Here is a 20,071-nt window from a genome sequence, read left to right as displayed (position 1 = left end):
GGCGCGCGGGTGCAGGTCGACTTCTACCATCTCGCGGCGGGCGCGCCCGAGCGGGTGATCGCCCGCATCGCCGAGCGGATCCTGGACGGCGGCGGGCGCCTGCTGGTGGTGGCGGCGGACGACGCGCAGGCGGCGGCGCTGGACGCCGCGCTGTGGAGCGTCGCGCCGGAGAGTTTCCTGCCGCACGGGCTGGCCGGGGAGGGCGGCGAGGCCGACCAGCCGATCCTGATCGCGACCGCGCCCGAGCCGCTGAACGGCGCCCGCCACATCGCGCTGGCGGACGGGGCCTGGCGCGACGAGGCGCTCGCCTTCGATCGCGCCTTCCACCTGTTCGACGAGGCGACGATCGCCGCCGCCCGGCAGGCGTGGAAGGCGCTGGCCCCGCGCGAGGGCATCGAGCGCAACTTCTGGCGGCAGGACGAGGCGGGCCGCTGGGGCAAGGTGGCCTGAGCGGCACCGGGTGGCCCAACGCAGGACGGTGTTCGGGAGGGGCGGGCACCTTGCCGGCCGGGCGGCGAACGCCTAGAGAGCCGCCACTTTTCCACCCTCCCCGAACCGATGGAGCCGATCGCCATGGCGACCGAACGCACGTTCTCGATCATCAAGCCCGATGCCACCCGCCGCAACCTGACCGGCGCCGTCACCCGCATGCTGGAGGAAGGCGGCCTGCGCGTGGTCGCCTCCAAGCGCCTGCAGCTGAGCAGGGAGCAGGCCGAGGGCTTCTACGCGGTGCATCGCGAGCGTCCGTTCTTCAACGATCTGGTCGGCTTCATGATCTCCGGCCCGGTGGTGGTGCAGGTGCTGGAGGGCGAGAACGCCGTGGCCCGCAACCGCGAGATCATGGGCGCGACCAACCCGGCCAATGCCGACGAGGGCACCATCCGCAAGGTGCACGCCGAGTCGATCGAAGCCAATTCGGTGCATGGATCGGACAGCGCGGAGAATGCCGCGATCGAGATCGCCTACTTCTTCAAGCCCGACGAAATCGTCGGCTGAGAGAGCGGGGAGGCGTCGCCTCCCCCATTTCCGAGACGTATCATCTTCGGAAGCACTTCGCCGAGTGACTGAACGCTCGATTAAGACTTGCCTTCCGGCCGCGATTATCGGACGGAAGGTCTTGGTCGTGCTTAAAAACAGACACAAGCAATCTGCCAATCCGGAGGACACGACAATGCGTATGAGGAAAGCGACAGCCGCGTTGGCATCGGCCGCGCTCGCGGTCGTCGCGACCGGGGGCCTGTGGGTCTATCAGTCGGCCGAGGCGGCGGACCATCTCGATCCGCCGGCAAGGACGGACCCGGCCGTGAACCCCACGGCAGATTCGGCCGCCGACATCGCCGACGTGTTCGCGTGGAACACGGCCACCACGGTGACGATCGCCGTGACCGGCGCCGGCCCGCAGCCGCAGGGCATCGGGCCGGTCTACGATCGGAACGTGATCTATCAGGTCCACATCTCGAACGACGGCAAGCCCGAGACGAGCGAGCGGGACATCAACATCCGCTACGGGCGCGATGCCGCCGGCAACTGGGGCGTCCAGTTCGAGGGCATTCCCGGCGCCACCGGCACGGTTTCCGGCCCGGTGCAGACGGTGCTGGCGAACGGCACGGTCGTGAAGGCGACCGCCGGCCTGTTCGACGATCCCTTCTTCTTCGATCTCCAGGGCTTCAACGAGACGAAGGCGACCGGCACGCTGAGCATCAAGAACACGCGCAACTTCTTCGCTGGCAAGAACGACACCTCGTTCGTCATCGAATTCCCGCGCAGCGCGATCGAGAACGGGAGCAACCCGATCCAGATCTGGGCTGAAACCCGCCGCATCCAGGGGGCTTGAACCATGACCATGCTTGGCAGGACCACCCCGTTCGCGCTCGCGGCGCTGCTCGCCCTCACCGCCTGCGGCGGCGGTGGCAGCGGCGGCTCGGGCAGCACCAGCACCAGCAGCTCCGGCGGGCAGACAGGCTCCGCGCTGGATGTCACGCCGTGCCTCACCCAGCAGGTGACGGCGACCCGCAAGGTGGCCGATCTCGTCGTGCCGGACGTGCTGCAGCTCAACCTCGCGGCGGCGCAGGGCTTCCCCAACGGCCGCCGGCTCAGCGATCCGGTGGTGGACGTCACCCTCGCCGCGATCTTCCTCGATCTGAAGACGCATGGGGCGGATACGTTCGCGAAGATCCCGCTGAATCCGTCGGGCAATGACGTGCCGCTGCCGGCCGGCTTCCCCTATCTCGCGCCCGCCCAGGGCGTGACGACGGTGCCCGGCACCGGCAGCGGCTTCGTGTTCCGCACCGATGCGCCGTCGGCCTATACGCGGGTCGATCGCATGGGCTTCCCGGCGGTGGCGACGGCGCTCGTCCGTTCCGCCCAGAAGACGGCGTTCAACGACGACAGCCCCGCCGTCGACATCACCGGCAAGTGGGTGCCGGAGTTCACCGCCGACCTCACGGAGCTCGCCACGGCCCTGTCGGACGATTTCCGCGGCCTGAACCTTACGGCTTGCGCCAAGGTCAGCTGACCAAGGCTTGATAAGCGCGGTGCCGGACAGTGCCGGTGCCGCAGAAAAAGGGCGGCGGAACCTCGGTTCCGCCGCCCATTTTCGTCTCGCTCGTGGAGCCTGGCGACGCGGTGTGTCGACGCGCGCACGCGCCTGCGAGGCGGGCGAGTGCCGGCATGTGCGATCCCCAAGTCATTCCAGCGCAGACTGGAGCCCGTTTGTGTCCCGTCCGAAGCTGTCGCCTGCGGATGGTGAGACAGGCTTCAGCTCGCTGGAGGGACCGGGCGGAGATCATGGCGCGCCGAAACTGCATCTGATCCGCCCCTCGGGAAGCGGCGATTAGGCTTCAGTGGATCGAAGTACCGGTCGGCGGCCGGAACGAAAAGGGGCGCGGCATCCGTGGATGCCGCGCCCCTTTTTGCGATCGCTCGGCCGATCAGAAGGCCAGGCGGGCGCCGATCGTCATCGTGTAATATTCGCGATCGTCGTCGAACTGCGAGTCGAAGTCCGCGACCATCGACACCGGGCCGTTGCCCGAGATGTTCAGCGCCGCGCCGGCGTTGAAATAGTCGCCGCTCAGCGGGGTGGTGGTGAAGCTGAACGGATTGGCGATGCCCGGCGTGTTGAACGCGGCGGTGATCACGCGCGCCTGATCCCGGAACTCGTGATACCAGCCGCCGCGCAGCTGCGGCCGCACGATCGCGCCCATCACCTCGAACTTGGTGCCGACGCGGGCACCGGCGTTGGTGCGCAGCGACACGCGATCGAAGTCGCCGATCGTCAGGCCGCCGGCACCACCGCCCACTTCGGTGAAGCCACGAATGCGGATGTCGGAGTAGCGGACCGCGCCGAACGGCTCGACCTCGAAATTGCCGAGCTGGAAGCTGAGGCCGGTCGCGGCGCCGCCCGTCCACACCCGGCCTTTGGAGGCGCGGGCGGTGAGGGTGGTGCCATAGTTGCCGATCGAGATCGAGCGTTCCAGCGCGAAATCGAGATCGGTGTAGCTGCCCCACGCATCGATGTAGAGCGGGCCGACCGCGGCCGTGCCGTAGGCGCCGCCGAAGAAGCTGCGCAGATCCGCCTTGCCGCGGCCGAACGGCGCGGTGTTGCCGTTGACCTTGCTGTAGCCGCCAAAGCCGCCGAACGCGATCTTGGGGTTGAGCCGGAAGTCCGCGCCGCCGAGGAAGTGATACTCGTCCGTATCGGCGCCGTAGCGGTCGACATCGCCCTTGTAGCGGCCGAAGCGCGAGCCGCCGGACACCCAGGCGCCGATCTTGCCGGCCTCGTCCAGCGTGGCGACGGAGCCGTCGGGCATGGTCGCGTTGCCGCGCAGATCGCGCGTGTAGCGCAGCACGGTGGTCTCCTGCACCTCGATCGCGTTCAGCGCGATATCCGGCAGCAGGCTGTAGGCGGCCGGGGTGAGCTGCTGGAGGGCGGCGGCCTGTGCGCCGGGGTTGCCGGTGAGGCTGTCGATGCCGTTGAACAGGCCCGCCACGCTGGGCGCGAGCAGGCCGCCGGTGGCGATCGTGAAGCGATCGAGCGCGGCGCCCGCCGCCTGCTGGTTGGCCGTGGCGCCCATCGACTGGAACGGCGCCAGCACCGTGGCGGCGAGGCCGCCATAGGTGGTGTTGCCGGCCAGCGCGCCGACCGACGTGGCGACGCCGGTCGCCAGGTTGATCGTGTAGAGCGAGGTGACGCCCGTCGTCGGGTTCGTCAGCGTGGCATAAGCGGTGCCGTTGGTCGCGATGTCGAAGCCGACATTGTTGTTCGTCGTGACGCCGGTGGAGCCCACCGTGAACAGCGTGCCGCTGTTCGGCGATACGGCGCCCTGACCCTGCGTCGCCAGGCGCGCCGCCGCCGTGCCGCCGCGCGTGTCGATCACGTAGAGCGTCGTGGTCGTCGCGCCCGGCACGTTGTTGGTGTAGGCGGCGCCGGAAACGACCGGCACGGCGCCGGCGTTCGGGTCGGTACCGGCATAGGTCAGGTTGCCGTCGGTCGCGGCGAGGGCGCCCGTATCCGGCACCAGGCGATAGTCGGTCCGGTTGGTCGTCACCAGGCGGATGCGATCGACCGTGGGGTTGAAGTCGATTCCCACGGCCGGGTTGCCGACGAGGGCAAGGTTCACCGCCGGAGTGGCGCCCACGGCGACGGCGGTGCCGGTGGTGCCGTTCACCGCATAGAGCTGGCCCGTGTTGCTGATCGCGTAGAGCAGGCGGCGCGACGCGTTGGCCGAGGTGGCGAGCGGGCTAGGCCGATAGTCGATGCCGGCGATCGTCTGCCCGGAGCCGAGGCCGGTGATCGTCACCGTGTTGGTCGCCGTGGCCGGCGTGGCGCTGTCGAGCGTGACCAGCGTCGTACCGCCGCGCACCGCCTGCAGCGTCACCGCCTGAGCGGCGCCGGCACCGGCGATCGTATAGGCGCTCGCCGAAAGCATGAGCGCGAGTCCAAGGCGAGGTCGATACATGGCAGCACTCCGGGCAATTTTGATGAACCTGCGCTGTCTAGCTCGCCCCCGGCGCTTTCGAAACCCCGCGAAGAAGACAGATGCCGCTACAAGCGCGATACTGTGACAAGAATGTCGCAGTTTTCGATCATTTGCCCTTCGCACGCGCAACATCACGGCGGGTTCCTGAAGATTCGACGGCGAATGCTGAAACTTTGGGGAAACAATCTATGAAGGTTCTCAACGCTGATCTGATTCATCGGGTGCGGCGTTTACGAACAGGAAACACAGGAGGGCGCGATGACTGAAGCGAAACTGGCCGGTGCGCCGATGGCCGCCCTCGTCGCGGCGATCACCCTGGCCGCAGGGCCGGCGACGGCCGCCGATCCGGCCCATCCGGCGGTGGTGGAGCTGTTCCAGAGCCAGGGCTGCTCCTCCTGCCCGCCGGCCAACGCCAATCTGAACGCCATCGCCGGCCGGCCGGACGTGCTGGCCCTGAGCTTCGCCGTGACCTACTGGGATCAGCTCGGCTGGAAGGACGGTTTTGCGCAGCCCGCCTTCACCGCCCGCCAGCGAGATTACGCCCGCGCGGCCGGGCGCGGCAACGTCGCCACGCCGCAGATGATCGTCAACGGGCGCGGTGCGATCGTCGGCGGCAATCCGGCGCAGCTGGCCGATACCATCCGCCGCCTCGATCGGCCGGGCGGCGGGCCGGAGATCGCGCGGGCCGGCGCGCAGGTGTCAATCGGCGCGGCGCGCGGCGGCCCGCCGGCCACCGTCTGGCTGGTATATTATGATCCGCGCACGCTGGCGGTGGCGGTGAAGGCGGGCGAGAATGCGGGCCGAACCCTGCCGCACCGCAACATCGTCCGTACCCTCGCCCCGGTCGGCACGTGGACGGGTGCGGCGACGCGGGTTTCCATTCCGGCGCCGGCCGATCCGGTGTGGCGCGGCGCGATCCTGGTGCAGGCGGGCACGGGCGGCCCGATCCTGGCGGCCGCCCGCATCTGAGCGGCCGGCCACCGCCGCCGCTCAGCCTTCCGGGGGCGTGGCCGGCAGGCGTTCGCGGTGGAACAGATGCTCCCGGTACAGGGTGTAGAGCCCGCTCGCGACGATCAGCGCCGCGCCGGCGGCCATGTGCGGCGTGGGGTGCGTCGCCCAGATCGCCCAGCCGAGTAGCGACGCCCATAGCAGCTGCACATAATCGAACGGTGCCACCACCGCGACGGGCGCCAGCCGCAGGGATCCGGTGAGGCAGATCTGCGCGACGCCGCCCGCCAGCCCGATCACGATCATCAGCCCCCATGTCGCCGGATCGTGCGCGGTGGCGAAGAAGGGCATCAGCAAGGCGCCGACCACCAGCCCTGCGGCGGTGAACCAGAATACCGTGGTGGCGACGCCCTCCGTCGCGCTGATCTGGCGGAGGGTGATGTTGACGGTACCGACGCCCAGCGCCGCGACGATCGCCATCGCCAGGCCCAGCGGCGGGATGGCGGAGCCGCCGGGCTGCATCACCACGACGACGCCGACGAAGCCCAGCGCCACCGCCGCCCAGCGGTGCGGCCCCACCGCCTCGCCCAGCAGCAGCGCCGACAGCAGGGTGGCGAACAGCGGCGCGGAGAAGCCGATCGCGGTGGCATCGGCCAGCGGCAGCAGGATGATCGCGCCGAAGTTGAGCGCCATCGAGCCGAGGCCCAGCGCGGCGCGGATCACGTGCGCGGCGGGGCGCCGCGTGCGCAGCGCCGCCCGGCCCGGGCCGGCCGCGATCCAGCCGACGATCAGCGGCATGGCGAAGGCGTTGCGGGCGAACATGATCTCCGCCAGCGACACGTCCCGCGCCGACGACAGCTTGATCGCCGCCGCCAGCACCGCGAAGGCGGTGACGGCGGCCACGCGCAGCGCGATGCCGGCAAGGCGTCGCTCCTGCGCGGGAGTGGGAGGTGCGGGGGATCGCATGATCTTTTCGGGGCTGTGATCGCGCGCATAGGCGGTTCGCTCGTCGCGCGGCAAGTCGCGCGCATGCTTCCCCCCGACCCAAAGCTGCTTTAATAGCGCGCCACCCGCATGCACATCTTCGCCAATCCCAATCGTTTCCTCGCACTCGCCCGGCCGCTGACGCCATGGCTGGGGTGGAGCGGCGCGCTGCTGGTGGCGGTGGCGGCCGTCTCCGGCCTGCTCGTTACCCCGCGCGACTATCTGCAGGGCGAGAGCGTGCGCATCCTCTACGTCCATGTGCCGGCGGCATGGCTGGGCATGGCCGGCTGGTCGGGGCTGGCGGTGGCCAGCCTGATGCAGCTGGTGTGGCGTCACCCGCTCGCCGCCGTGGCGGCGCGGGCGATCGCCGTGCCGGGCGCGCTGTTCACCGCCATATGCCTCGCAACCGGATCGATCTGGGGCCGGCCGACGTGGGGCACCTGGTGGGAGTGGGACGGGCGGCTCACCTCGATGCTGGTGCTGTTCTTCCTCTACATCGCCTATGTCGCGCTGGCGGGCGCCAGTTCCGAGCGCGGCGGATCGAGCCGGGTGGCGGCGATCTTCGGCCTGGTGGGCGCGGTGAACCTGCCGATCATCCACTATTCGGTGCTGTGGTGGCGCACCCTGCACCAGGGCCAGAGCATCACCCTGACGAAGTCGACGATCGACGGGTCGATGCTGTGGCCGCTGCCGATCGCCCTGATCGGCTTCTCCCTGCTGTTCGCCGCGATCGTGCTGATGCGGATGCGGGCGCTGCTGGCCGAGGGCAAGGTGGAGGCGCGGCTGAAGCGGATGGCGCATGACTGAGCCCGCATCATGAACCACTGGCCGTTCATCATCGCCGCTTATGCGATCGCGCTCGGCGGCACGGCGGGGCTGACGCTCTGGAGCTTCGCGGCGATGCGCCGCGCGGAGCGGGCCGCGGACGCGCTGAAGGGGCGCGGGCGATGAAGGCCAAGCATCAGCGGCTGGTGCTGGCGCTGCTCGCCATCGTCGCCATCGTCGGCGCGGCCTTGCTCGCGATGTCGGCGCTGAAGGATCAGGCCGCCTATTTCTACACGCCGGCCGATGCGAAGAAGGATCGGCTGCCGGTGGGGCAGGCGGTGCGGCTGGGCGGCATGGTGGAGGGCGGATCGATCCGCCGGGCAGCGGACGGCGTGACGATCGACTTCGTCGTCACCGACGGGGTGGAAAAGGTGCCGGTCGTGTTCCGCGGCATCACGCCGGACCTGTTCAAGGAAAACTCCGGCGTGGTGGCGGAAGGGCGGTTCGAGGCGTCCGGCCGCTTCGTCGCCGACAATATCCTGGCCAAGCATGACGAGCGCTACATGCCGCCGCAGGTGGCCGGCGAGATGCACAAGTCGGAGAGCCTGGACACCGGCGCCGCGACGACAAGAGGGGGCGGGCGCACGTGATCGCCGAGGCGGGGCTCGCGGCATTGTGGCTGGCGGCGGCGCTCGCGCTGCTGCAATTCGGCATGGGCGCGATCGGCCTGACGCGTGGGCGCGAGGCGCTGCTGGCGCCGGTACGGCCGATCGCGCTGGTGCAGGCGGTGCTGACGGCGATCGCCTTCATCTGCCTGATCGCGGTGTTCGTACGGGTCGATCTGTCGGTGGCGCTCGTCGCCGCCAACGATCATTCGGCCAAGCCGCTGCTCTACAAGTTCGCCGGCGCATGGGGCAATCACGAGGGCTCGATGCTGATGTGGGTGACGATCCTCGCCGTCGCCGGCGGTGCCGTCGCCCTGTTCGAGCATCGCCTGAACGAGCGCACGCTGATCGCCACCCTGGCGGCGCAGGCCTTTATCGGGCTGGGCTTCTACACCTTCCTGCTGTTCGCCTCCAACCCGTTCTCGCGCCTGTTTCCGGCGCCGGAGGAAGGGCAGGGGCTGAACCCGCTGCTGCAGGATCCCGGCCTCGCCTTCCACCCGCCGACGCTCTACCTCGGCTATGTCGGCCTGTCGGTCGCCTTCTCCTTCGCGGTCGGCGCGCTGGTGACGCGCGATGTCGGCGCGGCCTTCGCGCGGGCGATGCGGCCCTGGGTGCTGGCGGCGTGGATCATGCTGACCCTGGGCATCACCGCCGGCAGCTACTGGGCCTATTACGAGCTCGGCTGGGGCGGCTGGTGGTTCTGGGATCCGGTGGAGAACGCCTCGCTGATGCCGTGGCTGGCGGCGACCGCCCTGCTCCATTCGTGCACGGTGCTGGCCACGCGGGACGGGCTGCGCGCGTGGACGGTGATGCTGGCGGTGGTCGCCTTCTCGATGAGCATGGTCGGCACCTTCCTCGTCCGCTCCGGCATCCTCACCTCGGTGCACGCCTTCGCGGTCGATCCGCGGCGCGGCAGCTTCATCCTGGCGCTGCTGGTGCTCTATATCGGCGGGGCGCTGGCGCTGTTCGCGCTGCGCGTGGGCACGGTGCGCGAGGGATCGCGCTTCGACGCGGTGAGCCGCGAGGGCGCGCTCGTCATCAACAACCTGCTGCTCTCGGCCATCCTCGGCATCGTGCTGGTGGGCACGCTCTATCCGCTCGGCGCGGAGGCGGTGACGGGCGAGAAGCTCTCGGTCGGCCCGCCCTATTTCAACACCGCCGCCGGGCCGCTGGCGCTGATCCTGGTCGCGGTGATGGCGGCCGGGCCGCTGATGCGCTGGCGGCGGGACGAACTGAGGACGCTCGCCACCCGGCTCGCCTTGCCGGTGCTGCTGGTGGCGGTGGCGCTTCTCGCCGTCGTGCTGCTGGCGCCGCCGATCGGCATCTTCCCGCTGCTCGGCCTCGTGCTCGCCGCCGGCGTCGCCGCCGCCAGCATCGCGCCGCTGTGGAAGCGCAACCTGCGCCGCACGCCGCTGTTCACCTACGGCATGGTCGTCTCGCACCTCGGCATCGCCGTGGCGCTGGCCGGCATGGCCGCCGAGAGCGCGTTCATCAAGGAGACGCTCGTCGCCGCCCGCGTCGGCGAGGTGCATAAGGTGGGCGACTGGAGCATCCGGCTGGACGGCGTGCAGCCGATCGCCGGGCCGAACTGGACGGCGATCGAGGCGACGCTCTCGGCCACCCGCCACGGCGGCGCTCCGCTCGTCCTGAAGTCGCAGGCGCGCAGCTTCTGGGCGCCGCCCACCGAGACGAACGAGGCGGCGATCAGCACCCTGTGGGACGGGCAGCTCTACGTCGTGCTGGGCAAGGGCGACGATGACGGGCGCTGGCAGCTGCGCCTGTGGTGGAAGCCGTTCGTCACCCTGATCTGGGCCGGCGGCGGGCTGGTGGCGTTCGGCGGCTTCCTCTCGCTGGTCGGCCGCGTGCGGCGGGAGCGGCGGAGCGCCCCGCGCGAGGCCTACGCATGAGCGGAGCGGAGCGGAGCGGCGCATCGCGCGGGATGCGGCTGATCCTGTGGGCGCCGCTGATCCTGTTCCTGATCTTTCTCGCGATGTTCGCCAGCGGGCTCCTGAAGCCGACCAGCCGTGACATCAAGTCCCACATGATCGGCCAGCCGATCCCGCGCTTCACCCTGCCGGAGGGTGCGCCCGGCCACCCGCCGCTGGCCGATGCGGCATTCCGCCAGGGCCGCCCGCGCCTGCTGAACGTGTTCGCCAGCTGGTGCGTGCCCTGCGCCGCCGAGGCGCCGCAGCTGCTGCAACTGGCCCAGGCCGGCGTGCCGATCGACGCGATCGCCATCCGCGACCGGCCGGAGGACGTGGCCGGCTTCCTCGCCAAATGGGGCGACCCCTATCGCGCGATCGGCAGCGATCGCGAATCGAGCGTGCAGATCGCCATGGGATCGGCAGGCGTGCCGGAGAGCTTCGTCGTGGACGGTAAGGGCATCATCCGCCACCAGCATATCGGCGAGATCCGGCCCGAGGACGTGCCGGCGATACTGGCCGCCGTCCGGAATGCGGAGTGAGCGTCTCATTTCCCCTCATCCGTCATCCCGGCGAAGGCCGGGATCCATGGACGGCGGTCCGCTCGCGATCTCGATCGCTTCGTGTCCGTGGATCGCGGATCAAGTCCGGGATGACGGGTGCGTCTGGGTGGGATGCAGCGCTCCTGCTCGCCGCGCTTCTGCTCGCCGCGCCGGCGCATGCCGATTCGCTGCTGCCGTCCGCCGCTCTCGCCGATACGCAATTGCCCGATCCCCGGCAGGAGGCGCAGGCGGCGGCGCTGATGGAGACGCTGCGCTGCCTCGTCTGCCAGGGCCAGTCGATCGCCGACAGCAATGCCGAGATGGCCGGCGACATGCGCGCGCTCGTCCGCCGCAAGATCGCCGAGGGGGAGCGGCCGGAGGATATCCGCGCGTGGCTGGTGGCGCGCTACGGCAAGTGGGTCAGCTACGATCCGCCGCTCGATGCCGAGACGTGGCCGCTCTGGGCGATGCCGCTGCTGCTGCTGGGCGCCGGGCTGTTCCTGGTGCGGGGCCGGCTGCGGCGGCGGGGCGCGCGCTGATGGGCTGGATCATCCTGCTGGCGATGGCGCTCGCCGTCGGCGTCGCGCTGTGGCGCTTCGCCGCCTTGCCGAAGGGCGCGCTGGAGCTGGTCGCCGCCGCCCTGCTGCTGGGCGTGGCGGGTTATGCGTGGCAGGGCAGCCCCGGCCTGCCCGGCAAGCCGACGCCGCCCAAGGCGGAGGCGAAGCAGCCGGACAGCGAGTTCTCGAAATCGCGCGAGGGCATGATGAGCATGATGGGCAGCGACGCCCAGGTGCTCGACACGGCCGACGCCTTCCACCGCCAGGGCCTGGATGCCTATGCGATCGCCGTGCTGCGCGGCGGGCTGGAGAAAAGGCCGCGCAGCGCCGACCTGTGGGTCGGTCTGGGCAATGCGCTGGTGATCTATGGCGGCGGGCTGATGTCGCCCGCGGCGCGCCTCGCCTTCGATCGGGCGGCGGCGTTGGCGCCGGATCATCCCGGCCCGCCCTTCTTCCTCGGCCTCGCCTTCGCCCAGGCCGGCCAGCTCGATCGCGCGGAGGCGACGTGGCAGGCGCTGCTGGACCGTGCCCCCGCCGGCGCGCCGTGGCGGGCCGACGTGGAGCAGCGCCTGGTGCAGCTGCGCGCGCAGCAGCAGATGGGCCAGTAGCGATCCTGTCCCGGCGTCGGCTATTTGCCGCGTCCGGTCTTCTCCTGCAGCGCGTCGATCTTCTTGGAGGCGTCGGCCTTGCTCAGGCCGTCGTCAAACTCCTCGTGCGCCTCTTCGCTCAGGGTCTTCAGGTACGATGCCTGCGCGCCGGTCATCGGCTCGTCGCCGGTGGTCCAGTCGTCGGGATCCTTCTCCGCGTTGGAGGTCGGGTGGGTCTTGGGATTTTCGGTCGACATCGCGGCACTCCATTGAAGATGCGGGCCCAACGCCCGATGTTCCGCTCCTGTTCCCGCCGGCCGGGCGGCGCGGGGTGGCTGTCGATCCTCGTCGATCGCCACCGGACGATTGTCCGCCACCGGGGCAGGAACCTGCCCCGCCGCGGCTTGTTGCAGGCGGATTGGGGCCATGCTAGGCGCCGCGCGTCGCTCCGGCGTGATGGGGCGGGAAAGATGGGCAGGCAGGCGATGCGCATGGCAAGGTCCATCCGTCGATGAGCGTCAACGGGGCAGCCGTTACCGATCTACCGATGCAGCATGTCGAGCATGGCGGGTCCGGCCACGAGAAGGCCGGGCTGATGTCGCTCGCCGTGGGCGCGATCGGCGTGGTCTATGGCGATATCGGCACCAGCCCGCTCTACGCGATGAAGGAGATCTTCGTCGGCCACCACCGGCTGGTCGTCGATCCGCTGCACATCTACGGCGTGCTCAGCCTGATCTTCTGGTCGCTGATCCTGATCGTCACGATCAAATATGTCCTCCTGATCCTCCGCGCGGACAATAAGGGCGAGGGCGGCAGCCTGGCGCTGCTGGCGCTGATCCAGCGGCGCACCGGCGGCGGCCGCTGGACGGCGGGGCTCGTGCTGCTGGGCGTGCTGGCGACGGCGCTGTTCTTCGGCGACTGCATGATCACGCCGGCCATCTCGGTGCTGTCGGCGATCGAGGGCCTGACGGTGGTGGAGCCCAGCTTCACGCCCTTCGTGCTGCCGCTGGCGCTGGCCATCCTGATCGGCCTGTTCGTGCTGCAATCGCACGGCACCGCGCTGATCGGGCGGTTCTTTGGCCCGATCATGCTCGTCTACTTCTTCGCGCTCGGCGTGCTCGGCGTGATGAGCATTATCCAGAATCCGGAAGTGCTGTGGGCGCTGAACCCGGTATGGGGCGTGCGCTTCTTCCTGCACGATCACGTCCTCGCCTTCCTCGCGCTCGGCTCGGTCGTGCTCGCGGTGACGGGGGCGGAGGCGCTGTACGCCGACATGGGCCATTTCGGCCGCAAGCCCATCTCCGTCGCGTGGCTGTGGCTCGTCTTTCCGATGCTGATGGTGAACTATCTGGGGCAGGGCGCGCTGCTGCTGCGCGCGCCGGAAGCGGCGGAGAATCCCTTCTTCCTGATGGCGCCCGATCAGTGGCGCCTGCCGCTGGTCATCCTGGCGACGATGGCCACGGTGATCGCCAGCCAGGCGGTGATCACCGGCGCCTTCTCGGTGGTGCAGCAGGCGGTGCAGCTGGGTCTGATGCCGCGCGTGCGGATCGCCCACACCAGCGCGTCCGCCGCCGGGCAGATCTACGTGCCCAGCGCCAACTGGGCGCTGATGATCATGGTGATGCTGCTCGTCCTGATGTTCCGCGAATCGTCCAACCTGGCGGCGGCCTACGGCATCGCCGTCACCGGCACGATGTTCATCAGCACCTGCATGCTGGCGGTGCTGGTGTTCCGCGTGTGGAACTGGCCGAAGCTGGTGGCGGGGCTGTTCATCGCCGTGTTCCTGCTGGTGGACGGCGTCTACTTCACCTCGAATCTCACCAAGGTGCCGGATGGAGGCTGGTTCCCGCTGCTCGTCGGCTCGATCGCGTTCGTCATGCTCACCACCTGGGCGCGCGGCCGGCAGCTGATGATCGCGCGGATGCGCGAGGCGGCGATGCCGGTGAAGGTGTTCGTGAAGTCGGCCGCCAATTCCGCCGTGCGGGTGCCGGGCACGGCCGTGTTCATGACCTCCTCGGCAGACGGCGTGCCGCACGCGCTGCTCCACAACCTCAAGCACAACAAGGTGCTGCACGAGCGGGTGCTGCTGCTGACGGTGAAGATCGAGGACGTGCCCTATGTGGGCCAGCAGGCGCGCACCTCCTCGCTGGAGGATCTCGGCCAGGGCTTCTACCGGCTGATCCTGCGCTACGGCTTCATGCAGGATCCGGACGTGCCGGCGGCGCTGGCGGACACCACCCAGTGCGGCCCGCAGTTCAAGATGATGGACACCAGCTTCTTCCTCGCCCGCCAGACCCTGATCGCGTCCTCCCGCCCCGGCATGGCGATCTGGCGCGAGAAGCTGTTCGCCTGGATGCTGCGCAACGCGGAAAGCGCCATGGAATTCTTCCGCCTGCCGACGAATCGCGTGGTGGAACTGGGCAGCCAGGTGGAGATCTGAGCGGCGCGGGCTGGAATGTCGTTTGAACCCGTCCATTCCGGACGACCGATCTCATGGATCTCGGCCGACAGGTCTCGATGGCCCGCCGACACCTCACCCTGTCGCTTCAGCGTAGGCTGGAGCCGATATCGTCGCCGCAGGAGCCGTCGGTAAAGGTTGAGAGACATGGATCCCAGCCTGCGCTGGAATGACGGGTGGGTGTCGAGACGGATCAAATACGGTCAGGGCTCACCGCCAAGGCTGGCTTGGGCGTGTTTCGCGACGGCACCTCGCGGTACTCAGCGAGCCCCGGCCTGAGCGGATGCGTTAGGCCGGCTGAGTCAGCTTCAGGTTGCGACGGAGGCAATGGCGCAAGTGCCGCGCCATCTTGCGCTGGTCATATCCGCCATGAACAGAGCGGCCGGAGCATCGCCTCGGCCGCCCGCTTCAACGATCGCTTCGCGTCGTCAGCGTCGTTCCTGCGTGGCGGTGCCGGAGGTTGCCGGGGCCGCCTCGCCGTGGATGTTGCCCTGCGGGCTCTTGGCGGCCTGCGCTTCGATCTGCACCGGCACGTCCTTGCCCTTGGGGGCAGCGGTGGCACCGGCCTCGGCGGTCGGCGCGCCGGTGGCGTTGGCCGGGCCGCCCTCGGCCGGGGCGCCCGCTGCGGGAGCGCCGGCGGCCGGGGCCGCGCCGGCGGCGGGTGCGGCCGGCAGCGGCAGCGGCGAATCGCTCTGCTTGTTCAGATAGGCGATCACGTTCGCGCGATCCTCGGGCTTGCCCAGGCCGGCGAACGTCATCTTCGTGCCGGGGGCGAACTTCTTCGGGCTGGTCAGCCACTCGTTCAGATTGCCCCAGTTCCACGTGCCGCCCTTGCCGGCCAGCGCATCGGAGAAGGCGAACCCGTTTGCGCCCTTGCCGATATTCTCCCCGAGCACGCCCCACAGGTTCGGACCGAGCGCGTTGGCGCCGCCCTTGTCCGCATTGTGGCAGGCGGCGCACTTCTTGAAGACGTCCGCGCCCTTGGCCGGATCGGCGCTGGCGAGGTAGAATTCCACCGGCTGGGCGGGGGCGCCGGCCTCGGCGCTGCCCTCTTCCTCGACGCCTTCCACGGTGTAGCCCATCTTCTCGGGCCGGCCCTCGTGGAAATATTCGCCGGTGACGATCGAGAGGCCCAGTGCGGCGATACCGCCGGCCAGCGCCCAGCCGGCTATCGTGTTCGTGCGGTCGTCCATGCCCCTCGAAACCTCCTCGCTCGCGCTACACTGGATGCGCGAAGCGCGATCCCTTTAGATTCGCCAGTGTCCTACCGCAAGCGCGCTTGCGGTGCAGTCCCCACCGGCCTAATCGCTCGCCGCCATCATGGAAAGCTATCCCGCACCCGCCCGCGCGCTCGTCGCGGAGATGACCGCCGCCGCGGCCGCCGCGCCGGAACGCGCCGTGGCCTTCCAGGGGGCGCCGGGCGCGAACTCGCACATCGCGGTGGCGGAAGCGTTTCCGCAGGGGCTGGCGCTGCCCTGCTTCAGCTTCGAGGATGCGATCGACGCGGTGCGCGAGCAGCGGGCCGACTGCGCGATGATCCCGATCGAGAATTCGCTGCACGGCCGCGTGGCGGACATGCACTTCCTGCTGCCGGAATCGGGGCTGGTGATCACCGGCGAGCATTTCCTGCCGATCCGCTACGCGCTGATGGGGCTGGATCCGGCGGCCGTGATCGCGGAGGTGACGAGCCATCCGCAGGCGCTGGGCCAGTGCCGCCACTGGCTGCGCAGGCGCGGGCTGCGCCCGATCCCCTATCCCGACACCGCCGGCGCCGCCGCGCTGGTGGCGGAGCGCGGCGACCCGCAGACGGCGGCCATCGCGCCGCGCGCCGCAGCCGCGCTGTACGGCCTGCACATCCTGGCCGAGGGGCTGGAGGACGAGGCGCACAACATGACCCGCTTCGTCGTGCTGGCGCTGGACCAGCCGGATCGCCCGCCGGCCGCGCGATCGATGACGACGCTGATCTTCGCGGTGAAGAACGTGCCGGCCGCGCTCTACAAGGCGATGGGCGGCTTCGCCACGAACGGCATCAACATGACGAAGCTGGAAAGCTACCAGCGCGGCGACAGCTTTGCCGCGACCGAGTTCTACGCCGATATCGAGGGGCATCCGGACGACGCCGCCGTGCGCCGTGCGATCGAGGAACTGGCGTTCCACACCAAGTGGGTCCGCATCCTGGGCACCTATCCGCAGTCGCGGGAGCGCAAGCTGGGCTAGGCCGGATCGACATCGGGCAGATCAAGCCGATCTCAATCGCATTTCACGCCGACCGCTGATCCTGAGGGGCCATTGAGCGTGTCGACATGGCGTCTCGAATACAGGGGAAGTCCTTCGAGACGGGTCTTCGCCTCAGCTCAGCCCCTCCTCAGGATGAGCGGACATGCAGAAAGCTCGATGTCGATCCAGCCCGGACGCCTACCCCCCCCGGCAGGGGAGCTATCTTCCGGCCAGCCACGCCACGAACAGCGTATGCGCGATGGCATAGGCCGGCGGCGCGATGAACGGCGCGGCGGGATCGCCGGCGAGCGAGGCGGCGACATCCTCGCGCGTGACCCACATCGCATGGTCCAGCTCCTTGGTGTCGAGCACGATCTCGTCGGAGGCGACCTCGGCGATGCAGGCGATCATCAGCGAGGAGGGGAACGGCCAGGGCTGGCTGGCGACGTAGCGCACGGCCGTCGCCCGCACGCCCGCCTCCTCGTGCAGTTCCCGCGCGACCGCCTCTTCCAGCGATTCGCCCACCTCCAGGAAGCCGGCGAGCGCCGAGTAGCGCCCGGCCGGGAAGCGCGGCTGGCGGCCCACCAGCACCCGCCCGCCATGTTCGGCCAGCATGATGACGACGGGGTCGGTGCGCGGGAAATGCTCCTCGTCGCACACGGTGCAGCGTCGTGCCCAGCCGGCGCGCATCACCGCCGTGGGGGTGCCGCAACGGGCGCAGAAATGGTTGCGCGCATGCCAGCCGATCAGGCTGCGGGCGGCGGCATAGGTGGCCGCCTCGCCCGGCGGCAGCGCGGCGAGCAGGGCGAAGATCGGGTAGGCGCCGCGATCGGCCGGCGGCATCGTCAATGCGGCGAAGCGCGGCGTGCCCTCGATCAGGCCGAGCAGCGCGAGTTCCGCGTCCGCCGGCGCATCGGCCAGCGATCCCCAGGCTAGCGTGCCGTCCGCGCCCACGATCGGATCGAGCCCGTCGAGCAGCAGCAGCCGGGCGCGCGGGTTCGCGATATGGGCGGCCAGCGCCGCCGGATCGTCGCGCTCGTGATCGAGCCGGTCGAGCGGCGAGCCGGTGAAGCCGGGGGTGAGATCGGTCAAGGCTGGTCTCCAGGAGCAGGGCGGGAGCGGGCGGCGCAGGCGAGGGTGGCCGCCTTGGCGAACAGGGTGGGCAGGCCGGCCTCGGCGATGCGATCGACCGGCCACCATTCGCCCTCGCCCGCGTCGCCGGCCGCGTGGCGCCCCTCCGCCTCGGCGGCGACGACGGCGAGATCGAGGGCGAAGTGGGTGAACACATGCTCCACCCGCCCCACCGCCCGCCACGCGGCGGCGGCGGGCGCGTCGGCCATGCCGCCGTCGGCGGCCGTGTCCGCCATATCGGCGTCGGCGGGCGTCCACGGGCCGCTGGGCAGCGCCCGCATCCCGCCGAGCAGCCCCTTGGCCGGGCGGCGGTGGAGGAGGACGTGGCCGTCCCGCTCCAGCCAGAAGGCGGTGCCGTGGCGGCGCGGCCGGGCGCGCTTCGCCGGCTTCACCGGCAGCCGTTCCGGCGCGCCGGTGCGCACGCCGGCGCACCCTTCCCGCAGCGGACAGATCGCGCAGGCGGGCGCGCGGGGGGTGCAGATGGTGGCGCCCAGATCCATCATCGCCTGCGCGAAATCGCCGGCGCGCGCATCCGGCGTGATCGCATCTGCGGCGGCGTGGATCGCGGCGCGCGCCGCCGGCAGCGGCGTCTCGATCGCGAACAGGCGGGCGACGACCCGCTCGACATTGGCGTCCACCACCACCGCGCGCCGGCCGAAGGCGATCGCGGCGATGGCGGCTGCGGTGTAGCGGCCGATGCCGGGCAGCGCGATCAGCCCGGCTTCCGTATCCGGAAAGCGGCCGCCGGCCGCCGCCACTGCGCGCGCGCACGCCAGCATGTTGCGGGCCCGCGCATAATAGCCGAGGCCCGCCCAGGCGGCCATCACCGCCTCCTCGCCGGCGGCGGCCAGCGACTCGACGGTGGGCCAGCGTTCGGTGAAGCGCAGGAAGTAGGCGCGGGCGGCGGCGACGGTGGTCTGCTGCAGCATAACCTCCGACAGCCAGACGCGATAGGGGTCGGCAGCGGGCGCGCCGGGGGGCGCCCGCCACGGCAGCGTGCGGGCGTGGACGTCATACCATGACAGAAGGGCCGCGGCGGCATCGACGAACATGGCCGCGCTATGGCATGGGGCTACCGATGACGAAACGGAAAGTGGACAGGCCCGGCGCGGAACCGGAAGCGAAGCGTGGCGGCGCGGCGCGCGCGGTGGGCGCGATCGTGCCCGATGTCGGCCGCGCCTCCTTCCGCCGCTTCGGCTTCGTCCAGTCCTCTGTGGTGAGCCGCTGGCCGGAGATCGTCGGCGATCGCTACGCCGGCGTCTCCACCCCCGAATCGATCCGCTTCCCGCACGGCAAGCGCGCGGAGGGCGTGCTGACCCTGGTGGTGGACGGCGCCCACGCGCCGATGATGCAGCATGTCGCCCCGGCGATCGTCGAGCGGGTGAACCGCTTCTTCGGCTATCAGGCGGTCGCCCGCGTCGCCTTCCGCCAGGCCGCCGCCGCGCCGCCGCCGCCCGCGCCCCGCCGCGCCCCGCCGTCGCTGCGGCCGGTGCCGGTGGAGCTGGGCGACAGCCTGCGGGCGATCGGCGATCCGGAGCTGCGCGCCTGTCTCGCCTCGCTGGCGGGGGCGCTCGCCGCCTCCACCGGCGTGCCCATGATCGAAGCGAAGGACGTGGAATGAGGATCGCCGCCGCCGCCATGCTGTCGCTCGCGCTGCTGGCGCCGGCCGCCGGCGCCGCGCCAGCGCACAGGGCCGCAGGTGGCGCGCCGGCGCGCGACTGGTCCGCCACCGTCACGCGCGCACCGTCCGGCGGCTATGTGCTCGGCAACCCGCGGGCGCGGCTGCGCCTCGTCGAATATGCCTCGCTCACCTGCTCGCACTGCGCCGCCTTCTCGGCCGAGGGGTGGCCGGCGCTGCGGGCGAACTATCTGCGGCGCGGGCTGGTGAGCCTGGAGATGCGCCACGCCGTGCGCGACCGCGCCGATCTCGCCGCCTCGCTGCTGGCGCGCTGCGCCGGGCCGCGCGGCTATTTCGCCACGCTGGAGCGGCTGTTCGCGGCGCAGGCCGACTGGCTGCCGAAAGCCGCCGCCGCGCCGGAGGGCGACCCCGCCGACACGCCCGCCGCGCGCGAGGCGGCGCTGGTCGCCACCGCCGATGCCGCCGACCTGCCGGCGATCGCCCGCGCCGCGCCGGCGGCGGCCGCCGCCTGCCTGCGCAACCCGGCCGAGCAGAAGGCGCTGGGAGCGATGACCGACGAGGCCTGGGGCGTGCGCCACATCGCCGGCACGCCGACCTTCCTGATCAACGACAAGATGGCGGACGGCTCCAGCTGGAAACTGCTGGAGCCGCAGATCGCCGCCGCCCTCCGCTAAGCA

21 protein-coding genes and 1 pseudogene are annotated in these 20,071 nt (G+C 70.6%); 16 read left to right on the top strand and 6 right to left on the bottom strand.

Going from position 1 to position 20,071, the window contains the following annotated elements:
• Nucleotides 1-9 precede the first annotated feature (9 nt).
• The 4 genes from GNT64_RS11275 to GNT64_RS11260 all read left to right on the top strand — a co-directional run bounded on the left by GNT64_RS11275 (nucleotide 10) and on the right by GNT64_RS11260 (nucleotide 2,515).
• The gene (locus GNT64_RS11275; RefSeq protein ID WP_156679615.1) at nucleotides 10-450 is read left to right on the top strand and encodes a DNA polymerase III subunit chi; all 441 of its coding nucleotides are present in this window, start codon (nucleotides 10-12) and stop codon (nucleotides 448-450) included.
• A gap of 123 nt (nucleotides 451-573) precedes the next feature.
• The gene (ndk, locus tag GNT64_RS11270) at nucleotides 574-996 is read left to right on the top strand and encodes a nucleoside-diphosphate kinase (protein ID WP_156679614.1); all 423 of its coding nucleotides are present in this window, start codon (nucleotides 574-576) and stop codon (nucleotides 994-996) included.
• Nucleotides 997-1,177: 181 nt separating this feature from the next.
• Nucleotides 1,178-1,834 (top strand): DUF4331 family protein, encoded by a 657-nt coding sequence (locus GNT64_RS11265; RefSeq protein ID WP_197276957.1) that lies wholly within the window; start codon nucleotides 1,178-1,180, stop codon nucleotides 1,832-1,834.
• A 3-nt stretch (nucleotides 1,835-1,837) separates the two neighbouring features.
• Complete coding sequence (locus tag GNT64_RS11260) at nucleotides 1,838-2,515, top strand: DUF4331 family protein (RefSeq protein ID WP_156679612.1); 678 nt, start codon at nucleotides 1,838-1,840, stop codon at nucleotides 2,513-2,515.
• A gap of 415 nt (nucleotides 2,516-2,930) precedes the next feature.
• Here GNT64_RS11260 and GNT64_RS11255 read toward each other — a convergent pair whose 3' ends face one another.
• Nucleotides 2,931-4,928 (bottom strand): DUF4394 domain-containing protein, encoded by a 1,998-nt coding sequence (locus GNT64_RS11255; protein WP_197276956.1) that lies wholly within the window; start codon nucleotides 4,926-4,928, stop codon nucleotides 2,931-2,933.
• A 309-nt stretch (nucleotides 4,929-5,237) separates the two neighbouring features.
• On the opposite strand from GNT64_RS11255, the gene GNT64_RS11250 reads away from it, so the two are divergent.
• On the top strand, nucleotides 5,238-5,948 hold the full coding sequence (locus GNT64_RS11250) for a DUF1223 domain-containing protein (RefSeq protein WP_156679610.1): 711 nt from the start codon (nucleotides 5,238-5,240) through the stop codon (nucleotides 5,946-5,948).
• 21 nt (nucleotides 5,949-5,969) lie between these two features.
• Here the strand turns inward: GNT64_RS11250 and GNT64_RS11245 are convergent, their stop codons facing one another.
• The gene (locus tag GNT64_RS11245) at nucleotides 5,970-6,947 is read right to left on the bottom strand and encodes a DMT family transporter (RefSeq protein ID WP_231638959.1); all 978 of its coding nucleotides are present in this window, start codon (nucleotides 6,945-6,947) and stop codon (nucleotides 5,970-5,972) included.
• Nucleotides 6,948-7,001: 54 nt separating this feature from the next.
• Here GNT64_RS11245 and ccmC point away from each other — a divergent pair, with 54 nt between their 5' ends.
• The 7 genes from ccmC (at nucleotide 7,002) to GNT64_RS11210 (ending at nucleotide 11,970) form a co-directional block, all read left to right on the top strand.
• A complete protein-coding gene (gene ccmC, locus GNT64_RS11240) occupies nucleotides 7,002-7,718 on the top strand; it encodes a heme ABC transporter permease CcmC (protein WP_156679609.1) in 717 nt (238 codons plus the stop codon).
• 9 nt (nucleotides 7,719-7,727) lie between these two features.
• Nucleotides 7,728-7,862: a heme exporter protein CcmD gene (gene ccmD / locus GNT64_RS11235; RefSeq protein WP_156679608.1), complete on the top strand. Its 135-nt coding sequence runs from the start codon at nucleotides 7,728-7,730 to the stop codon at nucleotides 7,860-7,862.
• Nucleotides 7,859-8,326, top strand: coding sequence for a cytochrome c maturation protein CcmE (ccmE, locus tag GNT64_RS11230; RefSeq protein ID WP_156679607.1), 468 nt, complete (start codon nucleotides 7,859-7,861; stop codon nucleotides 8,324-8,326). Before ccmD ends, ccmE begins: the two co-directional genes overlap by 4 nt.
• Nucleotides 8,323-10,248 (top strand): heme lyase CcmF/NrfE family subunit, encoded by a 1,926-nt coding sequence (locus tag GNT64_RS11225; protein WP_156679606.1) that lies wholly within the window; start codon nucleotides 8,323-8,325, stop codon nucleotides 10,246-10,248. The genes ccmE and GNT64_RS11225 overlap by 4 nt, the downstream gene beginning before the upstream one ends.
• A complete protein-coding gene (locus tag GNT64_RS11220) occupies nucleotides 10,245-10,805 on the top strand; it encodes a DsbE family thiol:disulfide interchange protein (RefSeq protein ID WP_231638958.1) in 561 nt (186 codons plus the stop codon). Before GNT64_RS11225 ends, GNT64_RS11220 begins: the two co-directional genes overlap by 4 nt.
• A gap of 110 nt (nucleotides 10,806-10,915) precedes the next feature.
• The gene (locus GNT64_RS11215) at nucleotides 10,916-11,344 is read left to right on the top strand and encodes a cytochrome c-type biogenesis protein (protein ID WP_156679605.1); all 429 of its coding nucleotides are present in this window, start codon (nucleotides 10,916-10,918) and stop codon (nucleotides 11,342-11,344) included.
• On the top strand, nucleotides 11,344-11,970 hold the full coding sequence (locus tag GNT64_RS11210; RefSeq protein WP_197276955.1) for a tetratricopeptide repeat protein: 627 nt from the start codon (nucleotides 11,344-11,346) through the stop codon (nucleotides 11,968-11,970). Before GNT64_RS11215 ends, GNT64_RS11210 begins: the two co-directional genes overlap by 1 nt.
• A 20-nt stretch (nucleotides 11,971-11,990) precedes the next feature.
• Here GNT64_RS11210 and GNT64_RS11205 read toward each other — a convergent pair whose 3' ends face one another.
• Complete coding sequence (locus tag GNT64_RS11205; protein ID WP_156681566.1) at nucleotides 11,991-12,206, bottom strand: DUF3072 domain-containing protein; 216 nt, start codon at nucleotides 12,204-12,206, stop codon at nucleotides 11,991-11,993.
• 254 nt (nucleotides 12,207-12,460) lie between these two features.
• On the opposite strand from GNT64_RS11205, the gene GNT64_RS11200 reads away from it, so the two are divergent.
• The gene (locus GNT64_RS11200) at nucleotides 12,461-14,389 is read left to right on the top strand and encodes a potassium transporter Kup (RefSeq protein WP_156679604.1); all 1,929 of its coding nucleotides are present in this window, start codon (nucleotides 12,461-12,463) and stop codon (nucleotides 14,387-14,389) included.
• Nucleotides 14,390-14,970: 581 nt separating this feature from the next.
• On the opposite strand, the pseudogene GNT64_RS11195 reads toward GNT64_RS11200, so the two are convergent.
• A pseudogene (locus tag GNT64_RS11195) lies at nucleotides 14,971-15,600 on the bottom strand (c-type cytochrome); the annotation flags it as partial.
• 127 nt (nucleotides 15,601-15,727) lie between these two features.
• Between GNT64_RS11195 and GNT64_RS11190 the strand changes: the two are divergent.
• A complete protein-coding gene (locus GNT64_RS11190) occupies nucleotides 15,728-16,624 on the top strand; it encodes a prephenate dehydratase (protein WP_156679602.1) in 897 nt (298 codons plus the stop codon).
• 219 nt (nucleotides 16,625-16,843) lie between these two features.
• Here GNT64_RS11190 and nudC read toward each other — a convergent pair whose 3' ends face one another.
• Complete coding sequence (gene nudC / locus GNT64_RS11185; protein WP_231638957.1) at nucleotides 16,844-17,716, bottom strand: NAD(+) diphosphatase; 873 nt, start codon at nucleotides 17,714-17,716, stop codon at nucleotides 16,844-16,846.
• A complete protein-coding gene (locus tag GNT64_RS11180) occupies nucleotides 17,713-18,807 on the bottom strand; it encodes an A/G-specific adenine glycosylase (protein WP_156679600.1) in 1,095 nt (364 codons plus the stop codon). The genes nudC and GNT64_RS11180 overlap by 4 nt, the downstream gene beginning before the upstream one ends.
• Before the next feature lie 26 nt (nucleotides 18,808-18,833).
• Here GNT64_RS11180 and GNT64_RS11175 point away from each other — a divergent pair, with 26 nt between their 5' ends.
• A complete protein-coding gene (locus GNT64_RS11175) occupies nucleotides 18,834-19,376 on the top strand; it encodes a DUF721 domain-containing protein (RefSeq protein WP_231638956.1) in 543 nt (180 codons plus the stop codon).
• Entirely contained in the window at nucleotides 19,373-20,068 is a 696-nt protein-coding gene (locus GNT64_RS11170) for a DsbA family protein (RefSeq protein ID WP_156679598.1), read from the top strand. Before GNT64_RS11175 ends, GNT64_RS11170 begins: the two co-directional genes overlap by 4 nt.
• Nucleotides 20,069-20,071 lie beyond the last annotated feature (3 nt).

Origin of the sequence: Sphingomonas profundi, from assembly GCF_009739515.1 — a bacterium.
GTDB classification, from domain to species: domain Bacteria; phylum Pseudomonadota; class Alphaproteobacteria; order Sphingomonadales; family Sphingomonadaceae; genus Alterirhizorhabdus; species Alterirhizorhabdus profundi.
The sequence above is the reverse complement of the archived record's forward strand: the minus strand, read 5'-3'. Positions and strand labels throughout refer to the sequence as shown.

Excerpts from the sequence above, each read along its gene's own strand:
- ccmE (WP_156679607.1), top strand. The coding sequence starts at position 7,859 with ATGAAGGCCAAGCATCAGCGGCTGGTGCTGGCGCTGCTCGCCATCGTC.
- ccmC (WP_156679609.1), top strand. The coding sequence starts at position 7,002 with ATGCACATCTTCGCCAATCCCAATCGTTTCCTCGCACTCGCCCGGCCG.
- GNT64_RS11200 (WP_156679604.1), top strand. The coding sequence starts at position 12,461 with ATGAGCGTCAACGGGGCAGCCGTTACCGATCTACCGATGCAGCATGTC.
- GNT64_RS11250 (WP_156679610.1), top strand. The coding sequence starts at position 5,238 with ATGACTGAAGCGAAACTGGCCGGTGCGCCGATGGCCGCCCTCGTCGCG.
- GNT64_RS11180 (WP_156679600.1), bottom strand. The coding sequence starts at position 18,807 with ATGTTCGTCGATGCCGCCGCGGCCCTTCTGTCATGGTATGACGTCCAC.
- GNT64_RS11265 (WP_197276957.1), top strand. The coding sequence starts at position 1,178 with ATGAGGAAAGCGACAGCCGCGTTGGCATCGGCCGCGCTCGCGGTCGTC.
- GNT64_RS11215 (WP_156679605.1), top strand. The coding sequence starts at position 10,916 with ATGACGGGTGCGTCTGGGTGGGATGCAGCGCTCCTGCTCGCCGCGCTT.
- ndk (WP_156679614.1), top strand. The coding sequence starts at position 574 with ATGGCGACCGAACGCACGTTCTCGATCATCAAGCCCGATGCCACCCGC.
- GNT64_RS11175 (WP_231638956.1), top strand. The coding sequence starts at position 18,834 with ATGACGAAACGGAAAGTGGACAGGCCCGGCGCGGAACCGGAAGCGAAG.
- GNT64_RS11220 (WP_231638958.1), top strand. The coding sequence starts at position 10,245 with ATGAGCGGAGCGGAGCGGAGCGGCGCATCGCGCGGGATGCGGCTGATC.
- GNT64_RS11170 (WP_156679598.1), top strand. The coding sequence starts at position 19,373 with ATGAGGATCGCCGCCGCCGCCATGCTGTCGCTCGCGCTGCTGGCGCCG.
- ccmD (WP_156679608.1), top strand. The coding sequence starts at position 7,728 with ATGAACCACTGGCCGTTCATCATCGCCGCTTATGCGATCGCGCTCGGC.
- GNT64_RS11260 (WP_156679612.1), top strand. The coding sequence starts at position 1,838 with ATGACCATGCTTGGCAGGACCACCCCGTTCGCGCTCGCGGCGCTGCTC.
- GNT64_RS11205 (WP_156681566.1), bottom strand. The coding sequence starts at position 12,206 with ATGTCGACCGAAAATCCCAAGACCCACCCGACCTCCAACGCGGAGAAG.
- GNT64_RS11210 (WP_197276955.1), top strand. The coding sequence starts at position 11,344 with ATGGGCTGGATCATCCTGCTGGCGATGGCGCTCGCCGTCGGCGTCGCG.
- GNT64_RS11190 (WP_156679602.1), top strand. The coding sequence starts at position 15,728 with ATGGAAAGCTATCCCGCACCCGCCCGCGCGCTCGTCGCGGAGATGACC.
- GNT64_RS11255 (WP_197276956.1), bottom strand. The coding sequence starts at position 4,928 with ATGCTTTCGGCGAGCGCCTATACGATCGCCGGTGCCGGCGCCGCTCAG.